20 protein-coding genes and 1 pseudogene are annotated in these 21,134 nt (G+C 63.4%); 9 read left to right on the top strand and 12 right to left on the bottom strand.

Annotated elements, in window-relative coordinates:
• Positions 1-614: 614 nt before the first annotated feature.
• The 9 genes from KS03_RS14000 to KS03_RS14030 form a co-directional block, all read right to left on the bottom strand.
• A complete protein-coding gene (locus KS03_RS14000; RefSeq protein ID WP_043307671.1) occupies positions 615-3,476 on the bottom strand; it encodes a DUF927 domain-containing protein in 2,862 nt (953 codons plus the stop codon).
• 127 nt (positions 3,477-3,603) lie between these two features.
• A complete protein-coding gene (locus tag KS03_RS14005; RefSeq protein WP_015876768.1) occupies positions 3,604-3,930 on the bottom strand; it encodes a hypothetical protein in 327 nt (108 codons plus the stop codon).
• 9 nt (positions 3,931-3,939) lie between these two features.
• Positions 3,940-4,287 (bottom strand): hypothetical protein, encoded by a 348-nt coding sequence (locus KS03_RS14010; RefSeq protein ID WP_015876769.1) that lies wholly within the window; start codon positions 4,285-4,287, stop codon positions 3,940-3,942.
• Entirely contained in the window at positions 4,280-4,492 is a 213-nt protein-coding gene (locus KS03_RS14015) for a hypothetical protein (RefSeq protein ID WP_009962292.1), read from the bottom strand. The genes KS03_RS14010 and KS03_RS14015 overlap by 8 nt, the downstream gene beginning before the upstream one ends.
• Complete coding sequence (locus KS03_RS14020; RefSeq protein WP_015876770.1) at positions 4,485-4,787, bottom strand: hypothetical protein; 303 nt, start codon at positions 4,785-4,787, stop codon at positions 4,485-4,487. The genes KS03_RS14015 and KS03_RS14020 overlap by 8 nt, the downstream gene beginning before the upstream one ends.
• Entirely contained in the window at positions 4,780-4,956 is a 177-nt protein-coding gene (locus KS03_RS32285) for a hypothetical protein (protein WP_015876771.1), read from the bottom strand. The genes KS03_RS14020 and KS03_RS32285 overlap by 8 nt, the downstream gene beginning before the upstream one ends.
• A 330-nt stretch (positions 4,957-5,286) precedes the next feature.
• Positions 5,287-5,811 (bottom strand): hypothetical protein, encoded by a 525-nt coding sequence (locus KS03_RS14025; RefSeq protein WP_017432795.1) that lies wholly within the window; start codon positions 5,809-5,811, stop codon positions 5,287-5,289.
• Entirely contained in the window at positions 5,808-6,083 is a 276-nt protein-coding gene (locus KS03_RS30035; RefSeq protein ID WP_017432796.1) for a helix-turn-helix transcriptional regulator, read from the bottom strand. Before KS03_RS30035 ends, KS03_RS14025 begins: the two co-directional genes overlap by 4 nt.
• Before the next feature lie 557 nt (positions 6,084-6,640).
• Positions 6,641-8,464, bottom strand: coding sequence for an ATP-binding protein (locus KS03_RS14030; protein ID WP_015876773.1), 1,824 nt, complete (start codon positions 8,462-8,464; stop codon positions 6,641-6,643).
• Between the two features lie 481 nt (positions 8,465-8,945).
• On the opposite strand from KS03_RS14030, the gene KS03_RS14035 reads away from it, so the two are divergent.
• From KS03_RS14035 to KS03_RS14055, 6 genes are all read left to right on the top strand, one after another.
• Complete coding sequence (locus KS03_RS14035; protein ID WP_015876774.1) at positions 8,946-10,928, top strand: tetratricopeptide repeat protein; 1,983 nt, start codon at positions 8,946-8,948, stop codon at positions 10,926-10,928.
• Positions 10,929-11,106: 178 nt separating this feature from the next.
• A complete protein-coding gene (locus tag KS03_RS14040; protein WP_015876775.1) occupies positions 11,107-11,682 on the top strand; it encodes a recombinase family protein in 576 nt (191 codons plus the stop codon).
• A gap of 87 nt (positions 11,683-11,769) precedes the next feature.
• A protein-coding gene (locus KS03_RS30040; protein ID WP_085962346.1) for an IS5-like element ISBugl2 family transposase occupies positions 11,770-12,587 on the top strand; the annotation gives its coding sequence in 2 pieces (ribosomal slippage) (positions 11,770-12,118 and positions 12,118-12,587; 819 coding nt in all).
• A gap of 435 nt (positions 12,588-13,022) precedes the next feature.
• Positions 13,023-13,496, top strand: coding sequence for a GNAT family N-acetyltransferase (locus KS03_RS30045; RefSeq protein ID WP_080763591.1), 474 nt, complete (start codon positions 13,023-13,025; stop codon positions 13,494-13,496).
• Positions 13,497-14,343: 847 nt separating this feature from the next.
• Positions 14,344-15,063, top strand: coding sequence for a pseudouridine synthase (locus tag KS03_RS14050; RefSeq protein ID WP_015876776.1), 720 nt, complete (start codon positions 14,344-14,346; stop codon positions 15,061-15,063).
• A gap of 158 nt (positions 15,064-15,221) precedes the next feature.
• Positions 15,222-15,407 carry a hypothetical protein gene (locus KS03_RS14055; RefSeq protein ID WP_015876777.1) on the top strand — a complete coding sequence of 62 codons (186 nt, stop codon included), beginning with the start codon at positions 15,222-15,224 and terminating at the stop codon, positions 15,405-15,407.
• Here KS03_RS14055 and KS03_RS14060 read toward each other — a convergent pair.
• Positions 15,400-16,501 (bottom strand): annotated as a pseudogene (locus KS03_RS14060) (NAD-dependent epimerase/dehydratase family protein). The gene KS03_RS14055 and the pseudogene KS03_RS14060 sit on opposite strands and share 8 nt — an antisense overlap.
• Positions 16,502-16,527: 26 nt before the next feature.
• Here KS03_RS14060 and KS03_RS14065 point away from each other — a divergent pair.
• The 3 genes from KS03_RS14065 (at position 16,528) to KS03_RS14075 (ending at position 19,510) form a co-directional block, all read left to right on the top strand.
• Positions 16,528-17,559, top strand: a complete 1,032-nt coding sequence (locus KS03_RS14065; protein ID WP_015876779.1) for a CDP-6-deoxy-delta-3,4-glucoseen reductase — start codon at positions 16,528-16,530, stop codon at positions 17,557-17,559.
• Positions 17,560-17,853: 294 nt separating this feature from the next.
• Positions 17,854-19,038, top strand: a complete 1,185-nt coding sequence (locus tag KS03_RS14070; RefSeq protein ID WP_035980154.1) for an acetylornithine transaminase — start codon at positions 17,854-17,856, stop codon at positions 19,036-19,038.
• Between the two features lie 19 nt (positions 19,039-19,057).
• Positions 19,058-19,510 (top strand): GNAT family acetyltransferase, encoded by a 453-nt coding sequence (locus KS03_RS14075; protein ID WP_015876781.1) that lies wholly within the window; start codon positions 19,058-19,060, stop codon positions 19,508-19,510.
• A gap of 132 nt (positions 19,511-19,642) precedes the next feature.
• Here KS03_RS14075 and KS03_RS14080 read toward each other — a convergent pair whose 3' ends face one another.
• Both KS03_RS14080 and KS03_RS14085 read right to left on the bottom strand, forming a co-directional pair.
• Positions 19,643-20,359 (bottom strand): ABC transporter ATP-binding protein, encoded by a 717-nt coding sequence (locus KS03_RS14080; RefSeq protein ID WP_015876782.1) that lies wholly within the window; start codon positions 20,357-20,359, stop codon positions 19,643-19,645.
• Positions 20,359-21,132 carry an ABC transporter ATP-binding protein gene (locus tag KS03_RS14085; protein WP_015876783.1) on the bottom strand — a complete coding sequence of 258 codons (774 nt, stop codon included), beginning with the start codon at positions 21,130-21,132 and terminating at the stop codon, positions 20,359-20,361. The genes KS03_RS14080 and KS03_RS14085 overlap by 1 nt, the downstream gene beginning before the upstream one ends.
• Positions 21,133-21,134: the final 2 nt, after the last annotated feature.

Consider the following 21,134-nt stretch of genomic DNA (forward strand, 5'->3'; position numbering starts at 1 on the left):
CCCGTGCCGCCACGCGTATGACCCCCTTGTCACGCCCCTCCCACCATTTTCCAGTACTTGGTCAGACGCTACCGACTCCCTGCATTTCGGTATGAATATGACCCCCCTTGGCGTCTCTGGGGTAGAGAAAAAGCGCGGGTGTGAGCCCCCGCGTCTCTGCCCTAGACGCAGGGTCCCCCGCATTTCCGGCCGCCCCGACACTTGCTGTAGGCGTAACAATGCCGGATCGGGGCGCATCGCAGATGCCCCCTTCAAAACACGTCGCTGATGCCCTTCTAATCCCGGAGAGCCACACCGTGTCTGGCTTCACGGTCGACGCAGGCGGTCGCTGCCTGTCCGCTCAGTGCAAAACGAGTTGGAGATTTGGAGATAAACGCCTGAATCGGCCGCAAAGCCTTGTGGGGTAAGGCTTCGGGTGTCTCCAAACGATTTGGAGAACGCTGGAGATACTGGAGATAAACCGGGCTGGATTGTTACAGCTACAGCAAGATTCGCAGCAACCGCCGCCCCGGTTCCGTCTGGAGCGGATCGCTCAAAGTAACTTTGACGCGCGGGCCAAAAATGCCGCGCAAAGGAATGCCCGCCACCGCCCTCCCGGACGGCGGCGGCGCATTTCACAGCTCAAGCGTGAAGATGGACGGCAACACGCGGTAGACCATGAATTTCCCATGGCCGGGGATGTACTCCTGCCGGTACGGATAGCCGTCGCTACGCGGCATCAGCACGCCCCGCTTCATCAGTGCCTTGGCGACGATCTTGTGATCGAAGCCGGCGCACACGTCCTTGCGGAACACGGCCGCTTCGATCAGGTATTCCGTCTCGACGCTTTCCGCGTCGTCGGCGCTCATCTTGCCGCCGAACTCGGCGTAATACTCCCGATCGGAGGCGATAGGCGTGCGGCGCTCGTCGCGCTTCACGTGCTGCTTGAAGCCCGCTCGATGCGGCACGTTCGGCCGATGGTCGTCCTGTGCCCGGTTCATCCACACGAAACGGTTATCGCCGTGCGCGGCGAGGAAATGCTGTACCTGCCGCACGGCTTCGGCTTCGTCCGAATTGCCGGTGCCGCCGCGAAGTTCGAGCCAGCCCTCGAAGCAGCGACGCGCGGCCTCGACCGCTTCGCCCTCCGGCCAGCCGGTCAGCCCGTGCGCCGTCGCCAGCTCGCCGGCCACCGCAACGAGGCAGAACCGCTTGGCAACGCGTGCGACCTGCGAATGCGAGCCGTCCGGCACCCATTGCCCGACCAGCTCGTCGACGCGCACACGCAGATGCTCGGCCAGCTCGCCGGCCTGCGACGACGCCCACTCGATGAACGCGGGGCCGGCTGTACCGTAGTGCATGCCGGCATGGCGCTCTAGATGCTCGATCAGAGCGGCCGGCGTAGGGAAGCCGTGCAGCCTCTCCACGACGCCCATTTCGCCCACCTCGGCCGGGATCGCGGGCAAGCGCACTTCGATACCGCCTTTCATCGGCTTGTTGCCCTCGGCCATCAGCGCGGACACGCTCTTTTCGCCGTTCGACAAGAACAGCAGCCGCCACGTGAGAACCGGCTTTGCCGAGCCGCTACGCGACGCACGGGCCTTGCCCGACTCGTTGGCAAGCATGTAGATGACATCGCCAACCAGACGCGGCTCGACCTGCCCGATTTCATCGAGGATCAGCAGCGCGTCGCTATGCTGCGTCGCGACAGCTTCGAGCGCGTTGTCGGTCGCCTTCCAGCTCCGCACGTAGTCCGGCGAGCCGAACACGGACGCGGCGATGACGCCGCCCGTCGACTTGCCTTTGGATGTGGTGCCGAGCAGGTGAAAGCCGCCCGACTGAAGCCCGGAGAAGTGCAGCAACGGACCAGCGAAGGCGGTAGCGACGCAGAACAGCAGCCGGCTATTGCCGACGCAGTAGGCCGCGACCTCGCGCTGCCAGTCGTCCAGCGTGCCGCGCTCCTTGAACTGGCTCTGGATCGGCGTGTCGGCCTGATAGATCAGCGACTCTTTGCCGGTGCCGATCACGCGATCGGGCAGCACGAACGCGCCGTGATGCCAGCCGACGCGCGGCACGCAGCGCACGCGCTCGTCCGGCTGCGCCATCTGCACATAGTTCGCTATCTGCGTGCGGGCGATCTGCGTCACGCCAAGCTTCACGCCCATATCGAGCAACATGCGGCGCAGCTCTGTACCGTCGCCGGCAAAGAGGCCGGCCGGCACCGCCCATCGTTTCAGGATGCCGTCGCGGTCCGTGAATTCGAGCAGGTAGCCCCACTCGCTGTTCATCTCGTTTCGCGTCTCCGCAATCACGTCGATCCGCGTGCTGACCCAATGCGGCGGGAGCGGGTCGCCTTGATTGTTGAAGCCGTGAAACCACACGCCCTTGTCGTCGACGACGAACCGCGACTTGCCGTCCTGCGCGCGGGCCGTTTTCGGGCGCTTGGCGGGCTTCGTGGCGGCTGGAGCGGCCTTGCCCTTGCCAGCGTCAGCCGAGCCGGCCGGCGCGAGCGTAGCCTGCACGGCGGCGGCCACCGCCTCCGGGCCGACGTGCGCAGCCAGGTCGTTGAAGTCCGTCCCGGCCGCTGGACGGTTCGGACCGAAGTCCGGCACCGCGACGATGCCGGCGACGGCTTCGGCCGCCGCGCGAGCCTTCGTCACGCCCGGATTGCCCTTCGTCGTGTGGTCGTCGTCGGCGCACACGACGATGCGGGTGTCCGGATACTGGCCGCGTAGCGCCGTCGCGACCGCGTGCAGGTTGCCGGCGTCGAACGCGACGGCGGCCGGGCAGCCCGTCGCGGCCGCGAGCGTCGCGCACGTGGCGTAACCCTCGCCAATCAGCAGCGTGGACGGCGCGGAAGATAGCGGACCGCCGATCAACGAGAAGCAGCCCGCCTTGCGGCCGTTCGGCAGATAGCGTTTCTGGCCGTCCGTGAGGACGAACTCCAGCGTCCACAGCTTGCCGTCCGCGTCACGGGCCGGGATGACGAGGGCGCCGTCGCACGCGGCCGTGCCGATGCACAAGCCGCCGCGATAGACGCGCAGCGCGTCGACCGGGATGCGCTTGCGAACGAGATACGGGTGATCGGCCGGCGCAGGGTCGGCCGCCGACCAGATCGATTCCGCGAGCGCCGACGCGGCTTGCTGCTTCTCGGTCAGTTCGGCCAGCTCGGCCGCTTCGCGGGCCGCGCGCTCGGCTTTCTGCCGCTCGCGCTCCGCTGGATCGACCGGTTTCGCCCGATGCGCGCGCGGATCGAAGCCGCCGACCTTGGCGAGATGAAACAGCGTGTTGATGGTGATCTTGCCGCCCTTGAACGACTTCCACACATCCCGCGCGTCCTTGCCGTTGTAGTTCTGCGCGCCTTGGCTCCATTCGTTCCAGAGGGCAAAGCCCTCCTCGCCGAACTCGGCCTTGAGCGCCATCCCCACCTGACGCCACGTGTCGCGGTCGTCGGGCAGAACATAGCCGAGCGCGACTCTCGCCCGCTCGAATTCCGACATGGGTGCGTTACTCATAGATTCCCGCTGGACGCGCGTCGGTCGACTCCCGATTAGTAGTCCATATCGGGCAAGCACCGACTCGACGCACGAAGAATTGAATGATGCGACGATGCCTAGCGGCGGAGTGTCAGCCGGCCGCGCGAGGCACCGACAGAACGGCCCCGCCGGCCGTGACGTCGTTGCTGTAGACGTAGCGGCCGAGCCGCGACTCGCCAAGGGCGTCGTTCGCCGCCTCCAGCGCCGCGCCGATCGAAGGGAGGGACGCGCGAAACAGGCTCAGCACAAGCCAGTAGTCGTCATCGGACATGGCCTTGTCGGCCGCCCAATGCAGGCTGTCCAGCAGCTCCATTGCATCGCTGATCCGCGTGCCGATGCGGTAGTGATCGGGCCGATTCACCTCGGCCACGAAGTGCGACGCGAGCGGTTGCACGGCATTCTTGTTCGTCTTTGCCATGGCCGCCCCTCAGTGCGTCGTGCGCGGTTCGCGCGTGACGAGGCCGAGCGCGGCGAACAGGTGCTGTTGCACCCGCCCCATCAGGCCGGCCGCGAACGCTTGGCGGCTGATCGTCAGGCGGTGCGCGTCGACGTCGCCTGCGTCCTGCATGGCGGCTTCCATGCCGCGCGCGAACGCGCCGGCTTGATGGGCCGCGTAGTCGTGCAGCCGCACGTCACCTTTCAGGTCGAGCCACGCGTCAGCGCAGATCGCGCCAAGGTCGACGGCGAATTGCAGCTCGATCGGAGCGCCGGTATCGAGTGGCGGCGCATTGTCGAATCCGTTGATAACCGCGGTTCGGATGCGCTGATCAGTCATGGCACACCTCCGGCTGCGCGGTACGGCGCATTTCGGCCGAGTACCGGCTCGCAACGCCTTGCCCCATGTCGACGAGCGAGCGCTCGTAGGTGTCCTCCGGAAGATGCGCACGGACGGCATCGAACAGCGCTTCGAGATGGGCGAACTGATGGGCCGCACACATGGCGATCATCTTGACTTCGTTCGGCAGGCGGAATTCAGACATGGCGCACCTCCAGGATCGACGCGAGGAGTTGCCGGACGTCGATCGTGCAATCCTGCTCCGCTTCGCCGCGAATCGGTGTGAGGTTCCAGTCGTGGACGGCAGCATGCGTGAATTCGCCGAACCGCCGATCGTAGGCGCTGCGCCCCGCAACGGGGCCGCCCAAGATCCGCACGCGCCAATCGTGATCGGGCGTCGGGGAAGCCGATGCCACCTCAACCAGCATGCCAATGCGTGAGCGCGCATCGCATTGCGTGACGATCGCCAGATCGCCGATCTTGCAGCGCAGCTCAGCCATGGCGTACCTCCGCACGAACGAGCGCCGCGATCGCTGCCAGTGCCGCGCCGGTTGCATCGAGGGCGTCTTGATACGTGCTGGCGGTTGCCGCGTCGCGCAGTGCTGCGCGGACGATGGATTGAATGAGGTGGGATTGCTGCCCGGTACGGGCGTGTTTGGACTGGCGCATTGAATGCGACCTCCTTGGACGGGTGAACCCCGCTCCCCACTGCAAATTGGGGTGGGCGGGCAGACGGCAGGGTTTGCAGACCGGCGTCCAAGGGAACCGGCAGGCCGAAGCCTCCCCACCGTCGCCCACCCATTGATCGTAGAGGCGCGCGAAGGCACACGGACGTAAAAAAACCGCACTGCGGCGGTCGTCCGCCTTGGAACTGTCGGGCTGCAAATCCCGGTCGCTGTTGTCTCAGCGACGCGCACAGGATACCGCGCGATGCTGGACGACGCAAATCGCAACGCCCTCGCCGTGTATTGCCTAGTGCAAAGCGACTTTGGGCGAGCATCAGGCGGCCTCCCCCTTGAGCACGGCAGTCGCCAGCTTGAGCTGTTCGATATCCAGTCGCGAGCTGCCCTGCGCCAGTGATTGGCCGAGCGCGACGCCCCGCAGCAGGGCGCTAACTTGCAAACGGCGCGTCCCGTCCGTGCACTGCGCATCGATGTCGTTGTAAAGCGCACGATAGGCTTGCCGCAGTTGTCGATACTGTCGACGACGATAGTTCGCCGAGTCCTGTTCAGCAGCGGCAATCGCCTGGACGAACTTGTCGCAGGCGGTTCCAAGTTGCTTTGTCGTCAGACGCGGGGCTTCAAGCGCGAGCGTCGAGGCGAGCGTGACGGCGATCGCTACGAGCTTCCCTGCGTCATCGCCACGATTCCAGAAGCAACTCTCGATGTCATCGAGGATCCCTGCGAGCTTGCGGAGGCGGGCGTCGCGGCAACGCACGAGCGCGGCGTCGCGCGCCGTGACGGCCGCGCCCATCGCGCGACCATACGGGCCGCCGCGATCGATCATAAGGGAGGGCGCGCTCATGCTTGCTCCCGCGTCGATTGGCGGGATTCGACCCAGTTCTGGACGTCTTGCGCGCGCCAGCCGACGCTCCTGGCCCCTAACTGGACCGGCGCTGGAAACTTGCCTTCACGAATCCAGCGATACAGCGTCGTTTTCTTGACGCCGACGCAATCCAGCACACCAATAAGTCGAAGAATCTTAAGAGCCATTTTCTGTTCAGAAATGGCCTGTTCCGCAAGAAGGAGGAAAGCGGCGGCAATAAACCACGCCGTACTATCAAAGTACGGGCGCAATGAAGTTCGGGGGAGACGCGCAAAGTAACTTTGCAAAGTTACTTTGCGCGGCGCGCCGCGCGCGGTATCATTCGTCCTAACAAGAGCTATGCGTTTCCTAGGCGCGGTGGCTCTTGTGGTTCCTCCAATTATGGAACAGGCAGCCAAGCCAAAAATCGCCGGCGGGATGTGTTGGTAGCACACCCCCGGCACCCTCTCGTCAGCGCGACGAAATATGCTCAACGATTGAGCATTCCCCGCCTTTTTCCTTGCATCGCCCACAGATTCCTAGAACCGTGTTCGATTAGGTGCTAACAAGTACCGCAATTATATCGAAAGATCTGCCCCCACAAAAGATTTGTCTCGGATTATCTAAGACCGTAATACGTGGTGTCACTGTTCGACTACAAGCGGTCTGTCGTGATTGTGGGCCACGTATTCGCTTTAGTCCTGATTGCGATCATTTAGCTCGACATATAGGGGAGTGATCACATAGCTTCAAAAAGTGCCATTCGTGGCCGGCAGCTATGTCACTCCTGTCGCACGGGCCGCAAGCGCGCGGCCCGCGTATCCGGCGCTTACAGCATCGCCCCAAGTCTGCGGAACCACCCCTCAACCTCTCGTGCGGGATCCCTTTCGGCCAGCCGCTCCGCAGTCATCATGGGAAATGCCTTATCCGCGAGGCGTAGCTTTGCTTTTTCATCGCCCATAACCCCATCGTACTGTTGCTTCGCAGAGAAGGCTTCAGCGAAAATCTTCGGGACAGACTTCCCGTCGGCGCCGGGCTGATCGACGACGACAATCTCGACGCCAAAAGCATCCTTGATCGCGTCCGCATGCAGATAGCATTCGATCTCGTGCTTGTTCGTTTGCACGGCCCAGGAGCCATCCGTGCGCAGGTTTACCTCAGCAACAGATTCCGCATACTTGGCCACGTCGCTGTCGTAGATATGGACCTCGGGACGATTGAGCGACCGGAGATAATGTTGTGTGACCCAATGCTTGAGCGTTGAGCCACCGAGCAATACGAAGGCCACTCGGTCATCCGAAGCTAGGTTCGGCAGGGTTGGGTCGGTCAAATGTAACGCCCGACTGAGCGATTTAAAGGCGGCCACGTCTGTCGGTCCTTCGACGCAAAGTAGGACTTTGACACGACTATCCGGCACGACACCGAGCGTTTCAGCCACCTGCCCGAATACGTCTGCGCCCTCCAGGATCACGGGTTGAAGAGCCGCGTCTCGCGTTACAAACCTGATACTGGCGGTAGGCAGATCCGACGCGAAGCCGGGGCTGTGCGTCGTGAGCAAAACCTGACATCCGGGCTCCAAAGCCAACGTCTTGAATGACTCTATAAGGATGCGTTGGTTGTTCGGGTGCTGCGCCGTCTCGGGCTCCTCGATCGCGTAAATGATGCTCCTGCTGGTGCCGGCCTTCAACCTGCGCTCCGCTTCCGCCTTGAAAAAGGCAACCAAGACAAGGCGACGGACGCCGCTGCCGCGCTTGTTTAGCGGAATGCCGTCGTCGGTGTCCATGCCGACCGAAAACAACCCGGTCCACTTGGCTGCAGTCGGTGGCATGAATTGCGGCGTCAGCTCCTTGGCAAGGTTGGGGTCGATCGTCTTCAAAGCTTCGTGAGTGATCTTCGCAATTAGCTCGGCTTTCTCGCGAACCTTTTCCTGAATCCGGTTGATGTCGTCCTGCACTTCGGCGATGGCGGCTGCCACTGCTGCCCTCATCGGATTTTGTACCTCCCCGTCAGAATCGCGGCTGCTCCGATCGCTCTGAAACAGCGCATACATCGGCAAGTAGTTTTCGAGCTGATCCCAGATCCGTTTGCTATCTTCCTTCGGCTTGGTGACAGGAAGAGCCACTTCCTGCAGTTCGAGGTCTTTCGCCGCCGCCCACAAGGCCCGCCGCATACCTGGATTCCCTTTAAGCGCGGCATCGAGCTTCTGGTCTTTTACAAGCTTTTGAAGATCCTTTTCCTTCAGATCAAGAAGGTCTGCAACCCCGGTTGCCGTCGGGTGGTTCGCAAGGATATACACTTCGGCGGACGGCGTCTTCTTGCTGCAATCGAATACCTTTTGGATCTTCAGGGTGCCCCTGGTAGAGAGAAGGTATTCTGCTGCTAGAGTCGTCTCTGCCCCTGCGTCGAGGCTCAACTGGGATGGCAAATCAGAAAATTCGCAGGTGATAGAAACCAGGGGGGCGCCGCTGTAGATGTTCGCGTCACCCTGCTCTATCTTGACAGTTTCGTTGTTGAAGAAGATCTCCAGCGCCTCGAGGACCGAGGACTTTCCTATGTCATTTTTCCCAACAAAAGTCGTCAGGTCCGCCATAGATACCGTGGTCTCTTCACGGTAGCAACGGAAGTTTTTTATCGAAACAGATTCCAGTCTCATCTCGCTCTCCTTATTTGTAGCCCGACAGTTCGAGCCGTCAAATATTACTCTGAGGTGGACGGCGGACCTCTGAGCGCAGCGAACAGAGTCTTGGCCGACGGTTGCCGGCAAAAAACACGCCTTCGCGGCCCAGTTCGAGGAGTGGTCACGTGGGATCCGAGAGCGGCGCGTAACGAGCATCCATATTCAATGCCGTATATTCCACAGCCGTGGATAACCACTTCGACAACGGGTTATCAGATAACGCATGGGACGGCTGGAGTTGCGGTCACGCAGAGGTGGGGGGAATTACAATGCAGCTCATAACGCCGCCCGAACAGGATCATTCAAACACTACATGGCGATCGCGGAGTGGGCGCACCAAGACCTCAATCGACAAACGAAAGTCTTGGTGGCGCCAACGCTCAAGTTCGTGCGGTCGACGTCGTAGGTATCGTCTATAGCAACCGGAACCACCGAACGCCCGCATCAAGCCAACGCTATGAGCCACTTTGACGAGCTACCGCGTCGTGACGGTAATCACGAGATCGAAGACGAGGCGATTGCCGCCTTCCAGATGCGGCTCACCGATAGTGGCGCTTTCATCCTTCAGGCGCAGGACCGCAAGGACTACGGAACGGACTGTCAGATCGAGGTGGTGGCTGATGGGCATGCCACCAACGCCCGGGTACACGTCCAGCTAAAGGGCACTGAGAGTGCGTTGAACGCTGACGGCTCGCTCAGTGTCGAAGTTCGCCGCACGAACCTCAACTATCTGCTTATGCAGCCCTATAGCGTTTACGTTGCCTATCACGCACCGACAGGTTCCTTACGCATTCGCACGGCAGAAAGTGTTGCCCGTCAATATGAGCATAGCGGGAAAAACTGGACCGACCAGCGGTCGCTGACTGTCTCTTTCGTTGAGGAGCTGTCGATTGAGCGCCTTGGCCGGCTCGCGGCTCTTGCCCGTGCCGGGGCAAAGTCATCACGCGATCGGCGCGTAGGCCAAGTCGGGGTGGCCGCCGCCGACCTATCCAATCACGTTCTGGGGTCGCCGCGTGATATTCACGTTCCCCAGGAGACTGCCCTGGCGCGCGAGCTTCTCGTACAACTCTACGAGAAGAACGCCGACGAGGAGATTAGCGCCGGCTTCGCCAAGTTCGCGGCCGTTTTCGGCGTTGGCAGTGACGAAATGGGCGTTTGCTACATGGCCGAAATCAACCTCGGCATGGATGGCATGAGCCGGCACCCAGAGAGGATCGAGGAAGCCATCAGTTTTTTTCGGATCAGGCTTGCAGATGATCGTTATCAAATCGGCGACCTGCACTACACGATCGGAAACGCCTTCCATGCTCTCGGTAACGAGCAAGAAGCAAAGCGAGCTTTCGAAGCCGCGCTCGCCGATCCTGCGCTCGCTGCCACTTCCGAACTAGCAGCTCAGATCCACAAAAACCTCGGCTCCAGTTGCGCCGTGCTTGGCGACGACGGGCAGGCGGTGGCTCACTACCGCGAAGCTTTGCGGTTGAATCCCGATCTTGCGGAGGCCCACAACTCCCTGGGCACCCACTACGTTCGTTTGGGCAAGTACGAGGACGCTTTGCGTCATCTCGACCAAGTCGTCTTCTCGGATCAAAAGCAGGGCAGGACTTCTGCGGTCGTCGGCTGGCGCGTCAACGTTCTTTTCAATCTCGGCGACGGCCGTGCTGCGTTTCGCGAGATCAACGGCCTGGTAGCTCAGGCTGACCGCTTCCGTTGGATTTGGCCGTGGTGTTCCCGTCTGGTCACGGCCTTCGGACGCGCGAATGTGGACAACGCCCGTCAGGCGTTGCCCTTCTGGCAACGCTACGTGAGGGCGAACCCTGAGGATCCCGCCGGAAATTGGGAACTTCTCATGACGACGTTCTATCTGCGCGGCCGAGGAGAGGATGTCTCGAAAACCTATAGTGAATTCCGCGAGGAATTCGATAGGCACATCGCCCACATCGACCCCGACGATGCCGCGCTGCCTTGGGATCGTCTGGGCCACTGGGCGCAGGACGACCAAGACTGGGCGGAGGCGGAGCGCTGCTTTCGCAAGGCGTATGAATTGGCGGGCGGCGAATACGGCTATTGCATGGCGATTGCCCTCATGGAATTGGGGAGGTTCGATGAGAGCGTGCCGCTCCTGCTGGAACAGGCTCAGACCATTCAACCGGATGCCAAGAGCTGGTTTCAGCTGGCTGCAGCTTACGCCTCCCTTAGCAGGTGGTCAGAGGCGATTGACGCCTACGAGAGGACGCTTGGGCTCGACCCAGACGATGCTGTGGCGATGTTCGACCTTGGCGGCGCCCACTGGAATAGTGGCGATGCAGCGACGGCGCTGGACATTTGGACGGCTGCGATAGAACGTTTCCCTACCCATGAACTCAGCGCCAAGCTTGAGCGCGATTTCCCGTCGTTGTTTAGTGATCCGGATACCGGCCAACCCGCCGATGGCACTCGGTAGAGGTTCGGGTCTGTCCCAGCGACCGACCGGAAGGCAATCGGCCACCAATCAAATGCGCCTGTCCAAAACCGATCCCTTGCGGACAGGGGCATTTTGCCCTGTCCGTAAATAAGGGTTGAAATGTTTTGGACATCGCCTTACATTCGGACGTCCATTTCGTACAGATTGAGTGCCCGATATGTCCCGAACCTTTGCCTATGCCCGTGTCAGTACGTCCGACCAGACCACCGCGAACCAGTTACGAGAGATTGAGGCGGCCGGCTTCTCGGTCGACAAGCGCCGTGTTGTGTCGGAAAGCATTTCGGGGAGCGTAAGCGCCGATCAGCGGCCGGGGTTTGCGCAGTTGCTCGTCAAGATGGAAGAAGGCGACGTGTTGATCGTGACGAAGCTCGACCGACTCGGCCGCAATGCGATGGACGTGCGGGCCACGGTCGAGGGATTGGCCGAACGCGGTATCCGGGTTCATTGTCTCGCCCTGGGCGGCGTCGATCTGACTAGCGCGGCCGGCCGGATGACGATGCAGGTATTGAACGCGGTGGCCGAATTCGAGCGGGATCTGTTGATTGAGCGCACGCACGCTGGTATCGCTCGCGCGAAGGCGGAAGGCAAGGCGATGGGGCGGCCGTCCGCCCTGTCAAACGAGCAGCGGGCGGACGTGCTGCGCGAGTTGGACGCGGGGGCAAGCGTGGCCGCGCTTGCTCGGCGATTTGGCACGAGCCGCCAGACGATCATGCGGGTACGCGACGCAGCCTAAGAGGCCAGTTCAAAAACTCCCGAGAGGGGCTGTTTACTTCCTCGGCAAGCTGTTAACCTTGGGCATCAGAACAACGGAAGTCCAAGGATGGAAGCGCCAATCATTGACGACGAACTGTGGATACTGATCGAACCATTGCTGCCACCTGCGAAGCTTCGAGCGAAGAGCGATCCTGGTCGCCCGCGCGTGTCCGACCGTGCGGCTCTCAACGGCATCCTGTTCGTGTTCAAAACGGGAATTCGTTGGAACCACTTGCCGACTCGTCTGGGCTTTGGCTCGGGCGCCACATGCTGGCGGCGATTGAGCGACTGGCAAAAGGCTGGTGTATGGGACCAACTGCACGAGTTGCTTCTCGACAAGTTGCGTGCGGCCGGCCAAATCGATCTGTCATACGCTGCGGTCGATTCGTCGTCCGTGCGCGCCGTTGGGGCGGGCGAAAAACTGGCCCGAACCCCACCGATCGCGCGCGACCCGGTTCCAAGCACCACGTCCTCGTAGACGCCAACGGCGTTCCTCTCGTTGCGATCCTGACTGGCGCGAACACCAACGACGTCACGCAGTTGCTGCCGCTCGTTGATGCGATTCCACCCATTCGCGGCGTTCGTGGCCGACCGCTTCAGAAGCCCGGCGTCGTCTACGCCGATCGTGGCTACGATTCCACCCGACATCGTCGCGCGTTGCGCGAACGCGGTATCAAGCCCGTGATCGCCAAGCGCCGGACCGAGCATGGCAGTGGTCTGGGCAAGTATCGTTGGGTAGTCGAACGTACGCATTCCTGGCTCCACAATTTCCGTCGCCTACGCACTCGCTTCGAGCGACGTGCCTACATTCACGAAGCATTCCTCAAACTTGGCTGCTCGCTCATCTGTTGGAACATCTTCAGACGAGCTGAGCAGGGTTTTTGAACTGGCCTCTAAGCGGCGCGCGTCGTTCAACTCACGCCCTGCTAGAGCCCGGCTCAGCGGACCAAGCAGACAGGTTGTCTGGCTCAGTTCGGCCAGTTTGAGACATTCGCGTAGACTGCTTGAATCGCTCGATTTCCGGCTGGTCATTGACGGCTACCTCGTGGAACGGCAATATGGTCGGCATGAACTTCAACGCGCTCCAATCCATGATGTGCACCATGACAGCCTATGGCGAGTCGTGGGAGACGTGACGTTCATACATCGCACACACATTTCCTCTACGGCCCCGCCATCATGACGGGGCCGTGTCTTTTCAGTCGCTCCGGATTGCATTGGCTCAAACAGGAGTGATTGCATGCATGACAGAGTAGGTATTTCCGTACCCGGAGCCTTTGCAGGCGTGTCAACTCGATCGCTCGAGCCGAGGAGAGTGACATGCTGACGATACGAAAAGCGGGTTGCGATGACGCCGTCGACGCATGGGATATACGTAAAACTTCAGTGCATGCTGCATGCGCTGAGCATTATTCGGAGGCCGCTCTGTCCGGATGGGTCGATGGTGTGCTCACCGATAAATGGGTGAGCGTCGTCGCACGTGACTTCTACGTTGCCATCGATGAAGAACTGGTTGTTGGCACAGGCATGCTTACAGTCGAGAACGGGCAGGTCGACGCAATCTTCGTCCGTCCATCCCATATGGGCCGTGGTATTGGCCGCACGATGCTGCGCTTTCTCGAGGCGTTGGCCGCCGAACATGGCCTGGTCGAAATGCGCCTCGATGCAACGCTGAATGCAGCGCCGTTCTATCGTAGTTGCGGTTGGACGGGCGACTCGATTTCGACATATCGAACTTCGCGTGGATTGGAATTGGCGTGCGTGCCGATGAGTAAGTACATCGCTCTCGCGTAGGTGCATCCCGTGCCGATTGCTGTCGCCAGCAGTCGGCAAAATGGCGACGTTGAAGGACCGTAACCGGGAGCTCCGTGAGTCTGCTCCGGGTCGATCACGGCCCTTGATGAGGTGACGTCCACGCAATCTCAGACCTGATCTGCCTCCGACTGAGAGATCAGGTCTGGACTTGCACATCTCAGCCCCCGAATCACCAATCTTGTCGCGATTATGCCGCGCTTGCTCGTGCCAATCACTGACGTGATGCGACGGTTGCAAAGTAACTTTCTAGCGTGACGGCGGCTCGGGGGCGTGGGCGCGCGGGGCGTTCTTTGCGCGCAGCGTTCCAGAAGGCAGGGCAACTCTCAACGTCGTCGTACGGGCCCCATGGCTAAGCAGCCTGTCTCCAACTTTATCTCCAAGAAAATGTGTACTTTGGAGATAGATTTGGAGATAACCACAGCCTTACCAGACAAGGCTTACAGGCCGATACAACCGTCTATCTCCAAATCTCCAAATATTTTTGCTTCCGGCGGCACAGCAACGTTCCGCACGGCACGGGCCTTCGACTGATCGAGCCTACGCCGATACGCCCGTCGGTATCTTCTGAACGACCTCGCCCGAACGGCACACGCAGCAGAGCGATATGAATTCTGCGGCTGCCAGAAGCGCGGGGGGCAACTCTGGGGGCAACTCAGCAACACCCAACAAGCAATGCCCTTACACTGCGGGCATCACAGAGAATTATTTCATTCCGGCCCTGACCATGACATAGTTCCGGGAAATTCCCGGAAGTCCCAAAACCCGCGACAGCACAACGCTTCGCGGGTTTTTTCATGTCCTTCGCCCTTGCTACAATGCGCGCGCCATGAACCTCGAAACCATCCTCTTTTCGCAGGGCTTCGGCTCGCGCCGCCAATGCCGCGCGCTCGTCGCCGCGGGACGCGTCGCGATCGGCGGCGCGATCTGCGACGATCCCGAGCAGTCCTTTCCCACCGACGGCCTCGAATTCGACGTCGACGGCACGCGCTGGCTCTACCGACAGCACGCCTACCTCGTGCTGAACAAGCCGGCCGGCTACGAATGCTCGCGCGAGCCGCAGCACCACGAAAGCGTGTTCGCGCTGCTGCCGCCGCAGCTCGCCACCCGCGGCGTGCAATGCGTGGGCCGGCTCGACCAGGACACCACGGGTCTGCTGCTGCTATCCGACGACGGCCAGTTCGTGCATGCCTACACCTCGCCGAAACGCAAGGTCCCGAAGACCTATCTCGCCACCCTCAAGCATCCGCTCGACGCCGCGCAACTGACCGCGCTGCGCGACGGCGTACTGCTGCACGGCGAACCGAAGCCGATCGCCGCGCTCGACGCGCAGGCGCGCGGCACGCACCAGCTCGAAATGACCGTGCAGGAAGGGAAATACCATCAGGTGAAGCGGATGATCGCCGCCGCGGGCAACCGCTGCGAGCAATTGCACCGCGAGCGGATCGGCGGCTTCGCGCTGCCGGCCGACGCGCTGCCGCCCGGTGCCTGGCGCTGGCTAGACGAGGCCGACCTCGCCTCGTTGCGTGCCGCCGCGCCGGCACGCTGAACGCGCCTACCCCGGCACCGCGCGCGCGTCGATCCGCACAATCCCCGCCGTTGCGCCCACGCACGGCGCGCTGCGGCGCAATGTGGAACTCCGCTGCGCCCTCGCTATACTCGAATCACAACGACATCAAGAGTCGGTATGGTTCAAGGGGGAAGATCATGGTCGACACCGCGTTTGCCCTTTCGCCCGTCATGCTCACGTTCGCCCTCGTCGGCGCCGCGCTGATCGGCGGCCTGCTGGCCATGATGCACCGCAGGCGAACCTACCATCCGAACCCGATCGGCGCGATGCTCGGCGCCCTGCTCTGCTTCCTGCTGATCGAGGCGCTGCCCGCCCTTACCTGAGCGAGCCGAGTTCGCTGTCGGCGGACACGGTGCGCAGGAAGTCCTCGACGCTCGGATAGCGCAGCACGAAGCGCAGCTCGCGCTTGAGCCGCCGGTTGACGAGCCGGCGCGACTCGCGCATGAACGACAGCAGCACCGGTTCGAGGCGCTGCTCGGCCTCTTCGCGCGTGATGCGCGGCGGGCTCGCACGGCCGCTCGCACGCGCCACGCGCTCGAAATACTCCCCCATCTTCATCTCGGTATCGTCGCTGGCATGCACCACGCGCCCGATGCGGCCGCGCCGCGCCGCCGCGAGCAGAATGCCGGCCAGATCGTCGGCATGGATGTGATTGGTATAGACGTCGTCGGCTTCGACGAGCGCCGGCGTGCCGCGTTCGAGCCGCGCGATCGGCAGCCGGTTGGCCGCATAGATGCCGGGAATCCGCACGATCCGCGCGTCGAGCGCCCCGCGCGCGCTGGCGCGCCGCAGCTGACGCTCGGCCGACACGCGCCGCACGGCGCGCGCATTGGCCGGCCGCACCGGCCGCGTTTCGTCGACGTGGGCGCCGCCGCAATCGCCGTAGACACCGCTCGTGCTCGCGTAGACGAGCGTCATCGGCCGTCGGAGCCCCTCGGGTACAATACGCGCTGCCCGATTGGCCGCGCCGCGAGGCAAGTGACTGACCGCCGCGCGCAGCCGGCCCACCGCCGACGCGGCCTGCCGGGCCGGCCCGCGCCGCACCGCCGGGCGCGCGCCGAGCGCCGCGAGCAGCGCGCGTGTGCGCGCATCGCCGTCGCCCGAGGGACGCGGCGGCGCAAGATGCAGCACGAGCGGCGCGAGACCACCGAGCCGCGCCAGCGTCGTGCGCCGGTCGAGGTCACCGACGATCGGCAAGGCTCCCGCCGCCAGCAGTTCGGCGCGCCGCGCCGGCTGGCTCGTCAGCGCGATGATGCGCGGCGGGCGCGCCCGCCGGCGCAGTTGCTCGACGCAGCGCATGCCGACATCGCCGCAACCGACGATCAGCACGCGCGGACGACGCAGGATTCGTGTCGCAATCATGGATGTAAGCGGAATTCGTAGCACAACCATTGTAGCCGCCGTGCCCGATTCGCACGGTCCCCACTTTTGTTCAACCGACTTATGGCATTCAACGTAACCCTCAAGCAAAGCGGCCGGCAGTTCCAGGTCGAGGCCGACGAAACCTTGCTGGCAGCCGCGCTGCGCCAGAACGTCCACCTGCCCTACGGCTGCAAGAACGGCGCCTGCGGTTCGTGCAAGGGACAGATCGTGCAGGGGCAGATCGAGCAGGGCCCGCACGCGGCCTCGGCGCTGTCGAACGACGAACGCACGCGCGGGCTCGCGCTGCTTTGCTGCGCCACGGCGCAGTGCGACCTCGAGATCGACGTGCGCGAGATCGCCGGCGTGGACGGCGTGCAGGTGAAGAAGCTGCCGTGCCGCGTCAACGCGATCGAGCGCCGCGCCGACGATGTCGCGGTGCTGAAGCTGCAATTGCCGGCCAACGAGCGTCTGCAGTATCTGGCCGGCCAGTACATCGAATTCATCCTGAAGGACGGCACGCGCCGCAGCTATTCGATGGCGAGCGCGCCGCACGAGGAAGGTCCGCTCGAACTGCACATCCGCCACATGCCGGGCGGCAAGTTCACCGACCACGTGTTCAACACCATGAAGGAGCGCGAAATCCTGCGCTTCGAAGGCCCGCTCGGCACGTTCTTCCTGCGCGAGGATTCGGAAAAGCCGATCGTGCTGCTCGCCTCCGGCACCGGCTTCGCGCCGATCAAGGCGATCGTCGAGCACGCGCGCCACCGCAATTTCACGCGGCCGATGCGCCTGTACTGGGGCGCGCGCCGCCGCAAGGACATCTACCTGTTCGAGCTGGCCGAGCAATGGGCGCGCGAGATCCCCAACTTCGAATTCGTGCCGGTGCTCTCGGAACCCGACGCCGACGATGCCTGGACCGGCCGCACCGGCTTCGTGCACCGCGCCGTCGTCGAGGATCTGCCCGACCTCTCGCCGTTCCAGGTCTATGCCTGCGGCGCGCCGGTGATGGTCGAGTCGGCGCAGCGCGATTTCACGGCGCACCACGGGCTGCCCGAGGACGAGTTCTACGCGGACTCCTTCACCAGCGCGGCCGATCTCGCCCACGCCGTCTGAGCGCATCGGCGCGCGTGCCCGGCGGCGCGGAACGCGGAAATTCGCGCGGCGACACCCGTTTGTCGCAACCAGGCGGTTTACTTGGTGCGGCTCGATGCCGTATGCTTGCGCCATGAACCGCTTCCTGTCCGCCCTCCGACGCCGCTCGCCGCTCCTCATGGATGCCGCAGGCTCGTCACGGACGCACGCGTAACCCCCTCCTCGTTACGCCAAGCTGTTCGGACCACCAAGCCACGGCATTCCGTGGCTTTTTTATTGTCTTTTTCCCGTCGCTACCCGCTGGAGCTCGCCGCCATGCCTTTGAACGAATATCCGATCGACTCGCTGATGTACATCACGAACCGCCCTGACATCGTGTTCACGCACGGCAAGGGTTCGTGGCTCTACGATCACACCGGCAAGCGCTATCTGGATTTCATCCAGGGCTGGGCGGTAAATGCGCTCGGTCACTGCAACGAAGGCATGGTCGAGGCGCTGAAATCGCAGGCCGAGACGCTGCTGAACCCGTCGCCGGCGTTCTACAACGAGCCGATGGCGCGGCTCGCCGCGCTGCTCACGCAGCACAGCGTGTTCGACAAGGTGTTCTTCGCCAACAGCGGCGCGGAAGCGAACGAAGGCGCGATCAAGCTCGCACGCAAGTGGGGCCGCAAGTTCCGCAACGGCGCCTACGAGATCATCACGTTCGACCACAGCTTCCACGGCCGCACGCTCGCGACCATGTCGGCGAGCGGCAAGCCGGGCTGGGACACGATCTACGCGCCGCAGGTGCCGGGCTTCCCGAAGGCCGACCTGAACGACATCGCCTCGGTCGAGAAGCTGATCAACGAGAAGACCGTGGCGGTCATGCTCGAACCGATCCAGGGCGAAGGCGGCGTGATCCCGGCCACGCGCGAATTCATGCAGCAGCTGCGCGCGCTGACCCAGCAGCACGGCCTGCTGCTGATCGTCGACGAAGTGCAAAGCGGCTGCGGCCGCGCGGGCACGCTGTTCGCCTACGAGCTGGCCGGCGTCGAGCCGGACATCATGACGCTCGGCAAGGGCATCGGCGGCGGCGTGCCGCTCGCCGCCCTGCTCTCGAAAGCCGAGGTCGCGGTGTTCGAGGCGGGCGACCAGGGCGGCACCTACAACGGCAACCCGCTGATGACGGCGGTCGGCCATTCGGTGATCTCGCAGCTGGTCGCGCCGGGCTTCCTCGAAGGCGTGCGCGAGCGCGGCGAATACCTGAAGCGGCGCCTGCTCGAGCTGTCGGAGGAGCGCGGCTTCGCGGGCGAGCGCGGCGAGGGGCTGCTGCGCGCGCTGCTGCTCGGCAAGGACATCGGCCCGCAGATCGTCGAAAGGGCGCGCGAAATGCAGCCCGACGGCCTGCTGCTGAACGCGGCGCGCCCCAACCTGCTGCGCTTCATGCCGGCGCTGAACGTGACGAACGAGGAAATCGACCAGATGATGGCGATGCTGCGTTCGATCCTCGACACCCTCTGAGCCTTCCCGGGAGCCGCCCATGCGCCTCGACGACGACGTGACGATCCGCGCCTTCGCGCGCGCCGATACCGAGCCCGTGATCGCGCTGTGGGCCGACGCGTTCCCGAACTACTCGGATGCAAGCGTGCCGCATCGCGACCCGCGACGCTCGATCGAGGCCAAGCTCGCCGTGCAGCCGGAACTGTTCTTCGTCGCGCTGCGCGGCGCCAGGCTGACGGGCACCGTGATGGCCGGCTACGACGGTCATCGCGGCTGGCTCTACTCGTTCGCGGTCGCGCGCGAGGCGCGCCGGCTCGGCATCGGCCGCGCGCTGATGGCGCACGCCGAGGCCGCGCTCGCCACGCTCGGCTGCCGCAAGATCAATCTGCAGGTGCTCGCCGAGAACGACGAGGCCTGCCGCTTCTATGCGGCGCTCGGCTATCAGGTCGAGCAGCTGGTGTCGTTCGGCAAGCGCCTGCCGATGTCGGCCTGAACGGTGGCATCCGGGGTACGGCCCAATGCAACAGGCCGCCGCGGCAAAACCGCGGCGGCCTGTTTTCGCAGGGGCTTCCGGGCTTGCGTGACCGGCCCCGCGGCCGGCCCGTTCAGGCCCTGACGGGTCGGATCACTCGCCCAGGTAGGCGGCGCGCACCTTCGGATCGTCGAGCATGTCCTTCGCCTGGCCTTCCATCGTGACCGTGCCCGAATCCATCACGTAGCCGCGGTCGGCGGCCTGCAGCGCGAGCCGCGCATTCTGCTCGACGAGCAGCACGGTCAGCCCTTCCTTCGAGATCTCGCGCACCACTTCGAAGATCTTCTCGACCATGATCGGCGAGAGGCCCATCGACGGCTCGTCGAGCAGCAGCAGCTTCGGCTTGCTGATGATCGCGCGCGCCATCGCGAGCATCTGCTGCTCGCCGCCCGACAGCGTGCCGGCGAACTGCGTGGCACGCTCCCTCAGGCGCGGGAAGAAGCCGAACATGCGCTCGATGTCGGACTTGATGCCGTCCTTGTCGCGGCGCAGGTAGGCGCCCATCTGCATGTTCTCGAGGATCGACATGCGCGCGAAAATCCCGCGGCCCTCCGGCACCATTGCGAGGCCGCGCTTGAGCAGCTCGTGCGCCGGCACGCCCTTGATCGACTTGCCCTCGTAGCTGATGTCGCCGCCCGAGAAAGGCTTGAGGCCCGTGATCGCCTTCATGGTGGTGGTCTTGCCCGCGCCGTTCGCGCCGATCAGCGTGACCAGCTCGCCCTGGCGAACTTCCATGTCGACACCCTTCACCGCCTGGATGCCGCCGTAGTTCACCTGCAAGCCCGTAATCTTCAACATTGCCGCTGCCATCAGTGCACCCCTGCGCCGAGATATGCCTCAATCACCTTCGGATCCTTCTGCACGTCCTGCGGCAGACCCTCGGCGATCACCTTGCCGTAATCGAGCACCGTCATCCGGTTGCACAATCCCATCACCAGCTTCACGTCGTGCTCGATCAGCAGGATCGTCTTGCCGTCGGCGCGGATCTTGTCGAGCAGGCGCGTGAGTTCGACCTTCTCGGTCGCGTTCATGCCGGCCGCCGGCTCGTCCAGCGCGAGCAGCTTCGGATCGGTCGCGAGCGCGCGTGCGATCTCGAGGCGGCGCTGGTGGCCGTACGAGAGGTTGCGCGAGGTATAGTCCGCGTATTGCAGCACGCCGACGTAATCGAGTAGCTCGATCGCACGCTCCTTGATCTCGCGCTCCTCCTGACGCTCCGACGGCGTCTGGAACACCGCGCCGAGCAGGCCGTGGCGCGTGCGCACGTGGCGCCCCACCATCACGTTCTCGAGCGCGGTCATGCCGCCGAACAGGCGGATGTTCTGGAAGGTGCGCGCGATGCCCGCCTTCGCCACCTCATGCACGGCGGTCGGCGTGTAGTCGGTGCCGTCCAGCTTGAATTCGCCGGAATCGGGCGTGTAGAGGCCCGTGATCACGTTGAAGAAGGTGGTCTTGCCCGCGCCGTTCGGACCGATCAGCCCGTAGATCTCGCCCTCGCGGATCTGCAGCCCGACGTCCGACAGCGCCTGCAGGCCGCCGAAGCGCTTGTTCACGCCCTTCACGGACAGTCGAATGTTCTCGCTCATTG

This window comes from Burkholderia glumae LMG 2196 = ATCC 33617 (assembly GCF_000960995.1).
In the GTDB taxonomy this organism is placed as follows: Bacteria; Pseudomonadota; Gammaproteobacteria; order Burkholderiales; family Burkholderiaceae; genus Burkholderia; species Burkholderia glumae.

Bases quoted from the DNA above. Each gene is read 5' to 3' on its own strand.
- KS03_RS14000 (WP_043307671.1), bottom strand. From the start codon at position 3,476: ATGTCGGAATTCGAGCGGGCGAGAGTCGCGCTCGGCTATGTTCTGCCC.
- KS03_RS14005 (WP_015876768.1), bottom strand. From the start codon at position 3,930: ATGGCAAAGACGAACAAGAATGCCGTGCAACCGCTCGCGTCGCACTTC.
- KS03_RS14010 (WP_015876769.1), bottom strand. From the start codon at position 4,287: ATGACTGATCAGCGCATCCGAACCGCGGTTATCAACGGATTCGACAAT.
- KS03_RS14015 (WP_009962292.1), bottom strand. From the start codon at position 4,492: ATGTCTGAATTCCGCCTGCCGAACGAAGTCAAGATGATCGCCATGTGT.
- KS03_RS14020 (WP_015876770.1), bottom strand. From the start codon at position 4,787: ATGGCTGAGCTGCGCTGCAAGATCGGCGATCTGGCGATCGTCACGCAA.
- KS03_RS32285 (WP_015876771.1), bottom strand. From the start codon at position 4,956: ATGCGCCAGTCCAAACACGCCCGTACCGGGCAGCAATCCCACCTCATT.
- KS03_RS14025 (WP_017432795.1), bottom strand. From the start codon at position 5,811: ATGAGCGCGCCCTCCCTTATGATCGATCGCGGCGGCCCGTATGGTCGC.
- KS03_RS14030 (WP_015876773.1), bottom strand. From the start codon at position 8,464: ATGAGACTGGAATCTGTTTCGATAAAAAACTTCCGTTGCTACCGTGAA.
- KS03_RS14035 (WP_015876774.1), top strand. From the start codon at position 8,946: ATGAGCCACTTTGACGAGCTACCGCGTCGTGACGGTAATCACGAGATC.
- KS03_RS14040 (WP_015876775.1), top strand. From the start codon at position 11,107: ATGTCCCGAACCTTTGCCTATGCCCGTGTCAGTACGTCCGACCAGACC.
- KS03_RS30045 (WP_080763591.1), top strand. From the start codon at position 13,023: ATGCTGACGATACGAAAAGCGGGTTGCGATGACGCCGTCGACGCATGG.
- KS03_RS14050 (WP_015876776.1), top strand. From the start codon at position 14,344: ATGAACCTCGAAACCATCCTCTTTTCGCAGGGCTTCGGCTCGCGCCGC.
- KS03_RS14055 (WP_015876777.1), top strand. From the start codon at position 15,222: ATGGTCGACACCGCGTTTGCCCTTTCGCCCGTCATGCTCACGTTCGCC.
- KS03_RS14065 (WP_015876779.1), top strand. From the start codon at position 16,528: ATGGCATTCAACGTAACCCTCAAGCAAAGCGGCCGGCAGTTCCAGGTC.
- KS03_RS14070 (WP_035980154.1), top strand. From the start codon at position 17,854: ATGCCTTTGAACGAATATCCGATCGACTCGCTGATGTACATCACGAAC.
- KS03_RS14075 (WP_015876781.1), top strand. From the start codon at position 19,058: ATGCGCCTCGACGACGACGTGACGATCCGCGCCTTCGCGCGCGCCGAT.
- KS03_RS14080 (WP_015876782.1), bottom strand. From the start codon at position 20,359: ATGGCAGCGGCAATGTTGAAGATTACGGGCTTGCAGGTGAACTACGGC.
- KS03_RS14085 (WP_015876783.1), bottom strand. From the start codon at position 21,132: ATGAGCGAGAACATTCGACTGTCCGTGAAGGGCGTGAACAAGCGCTTC.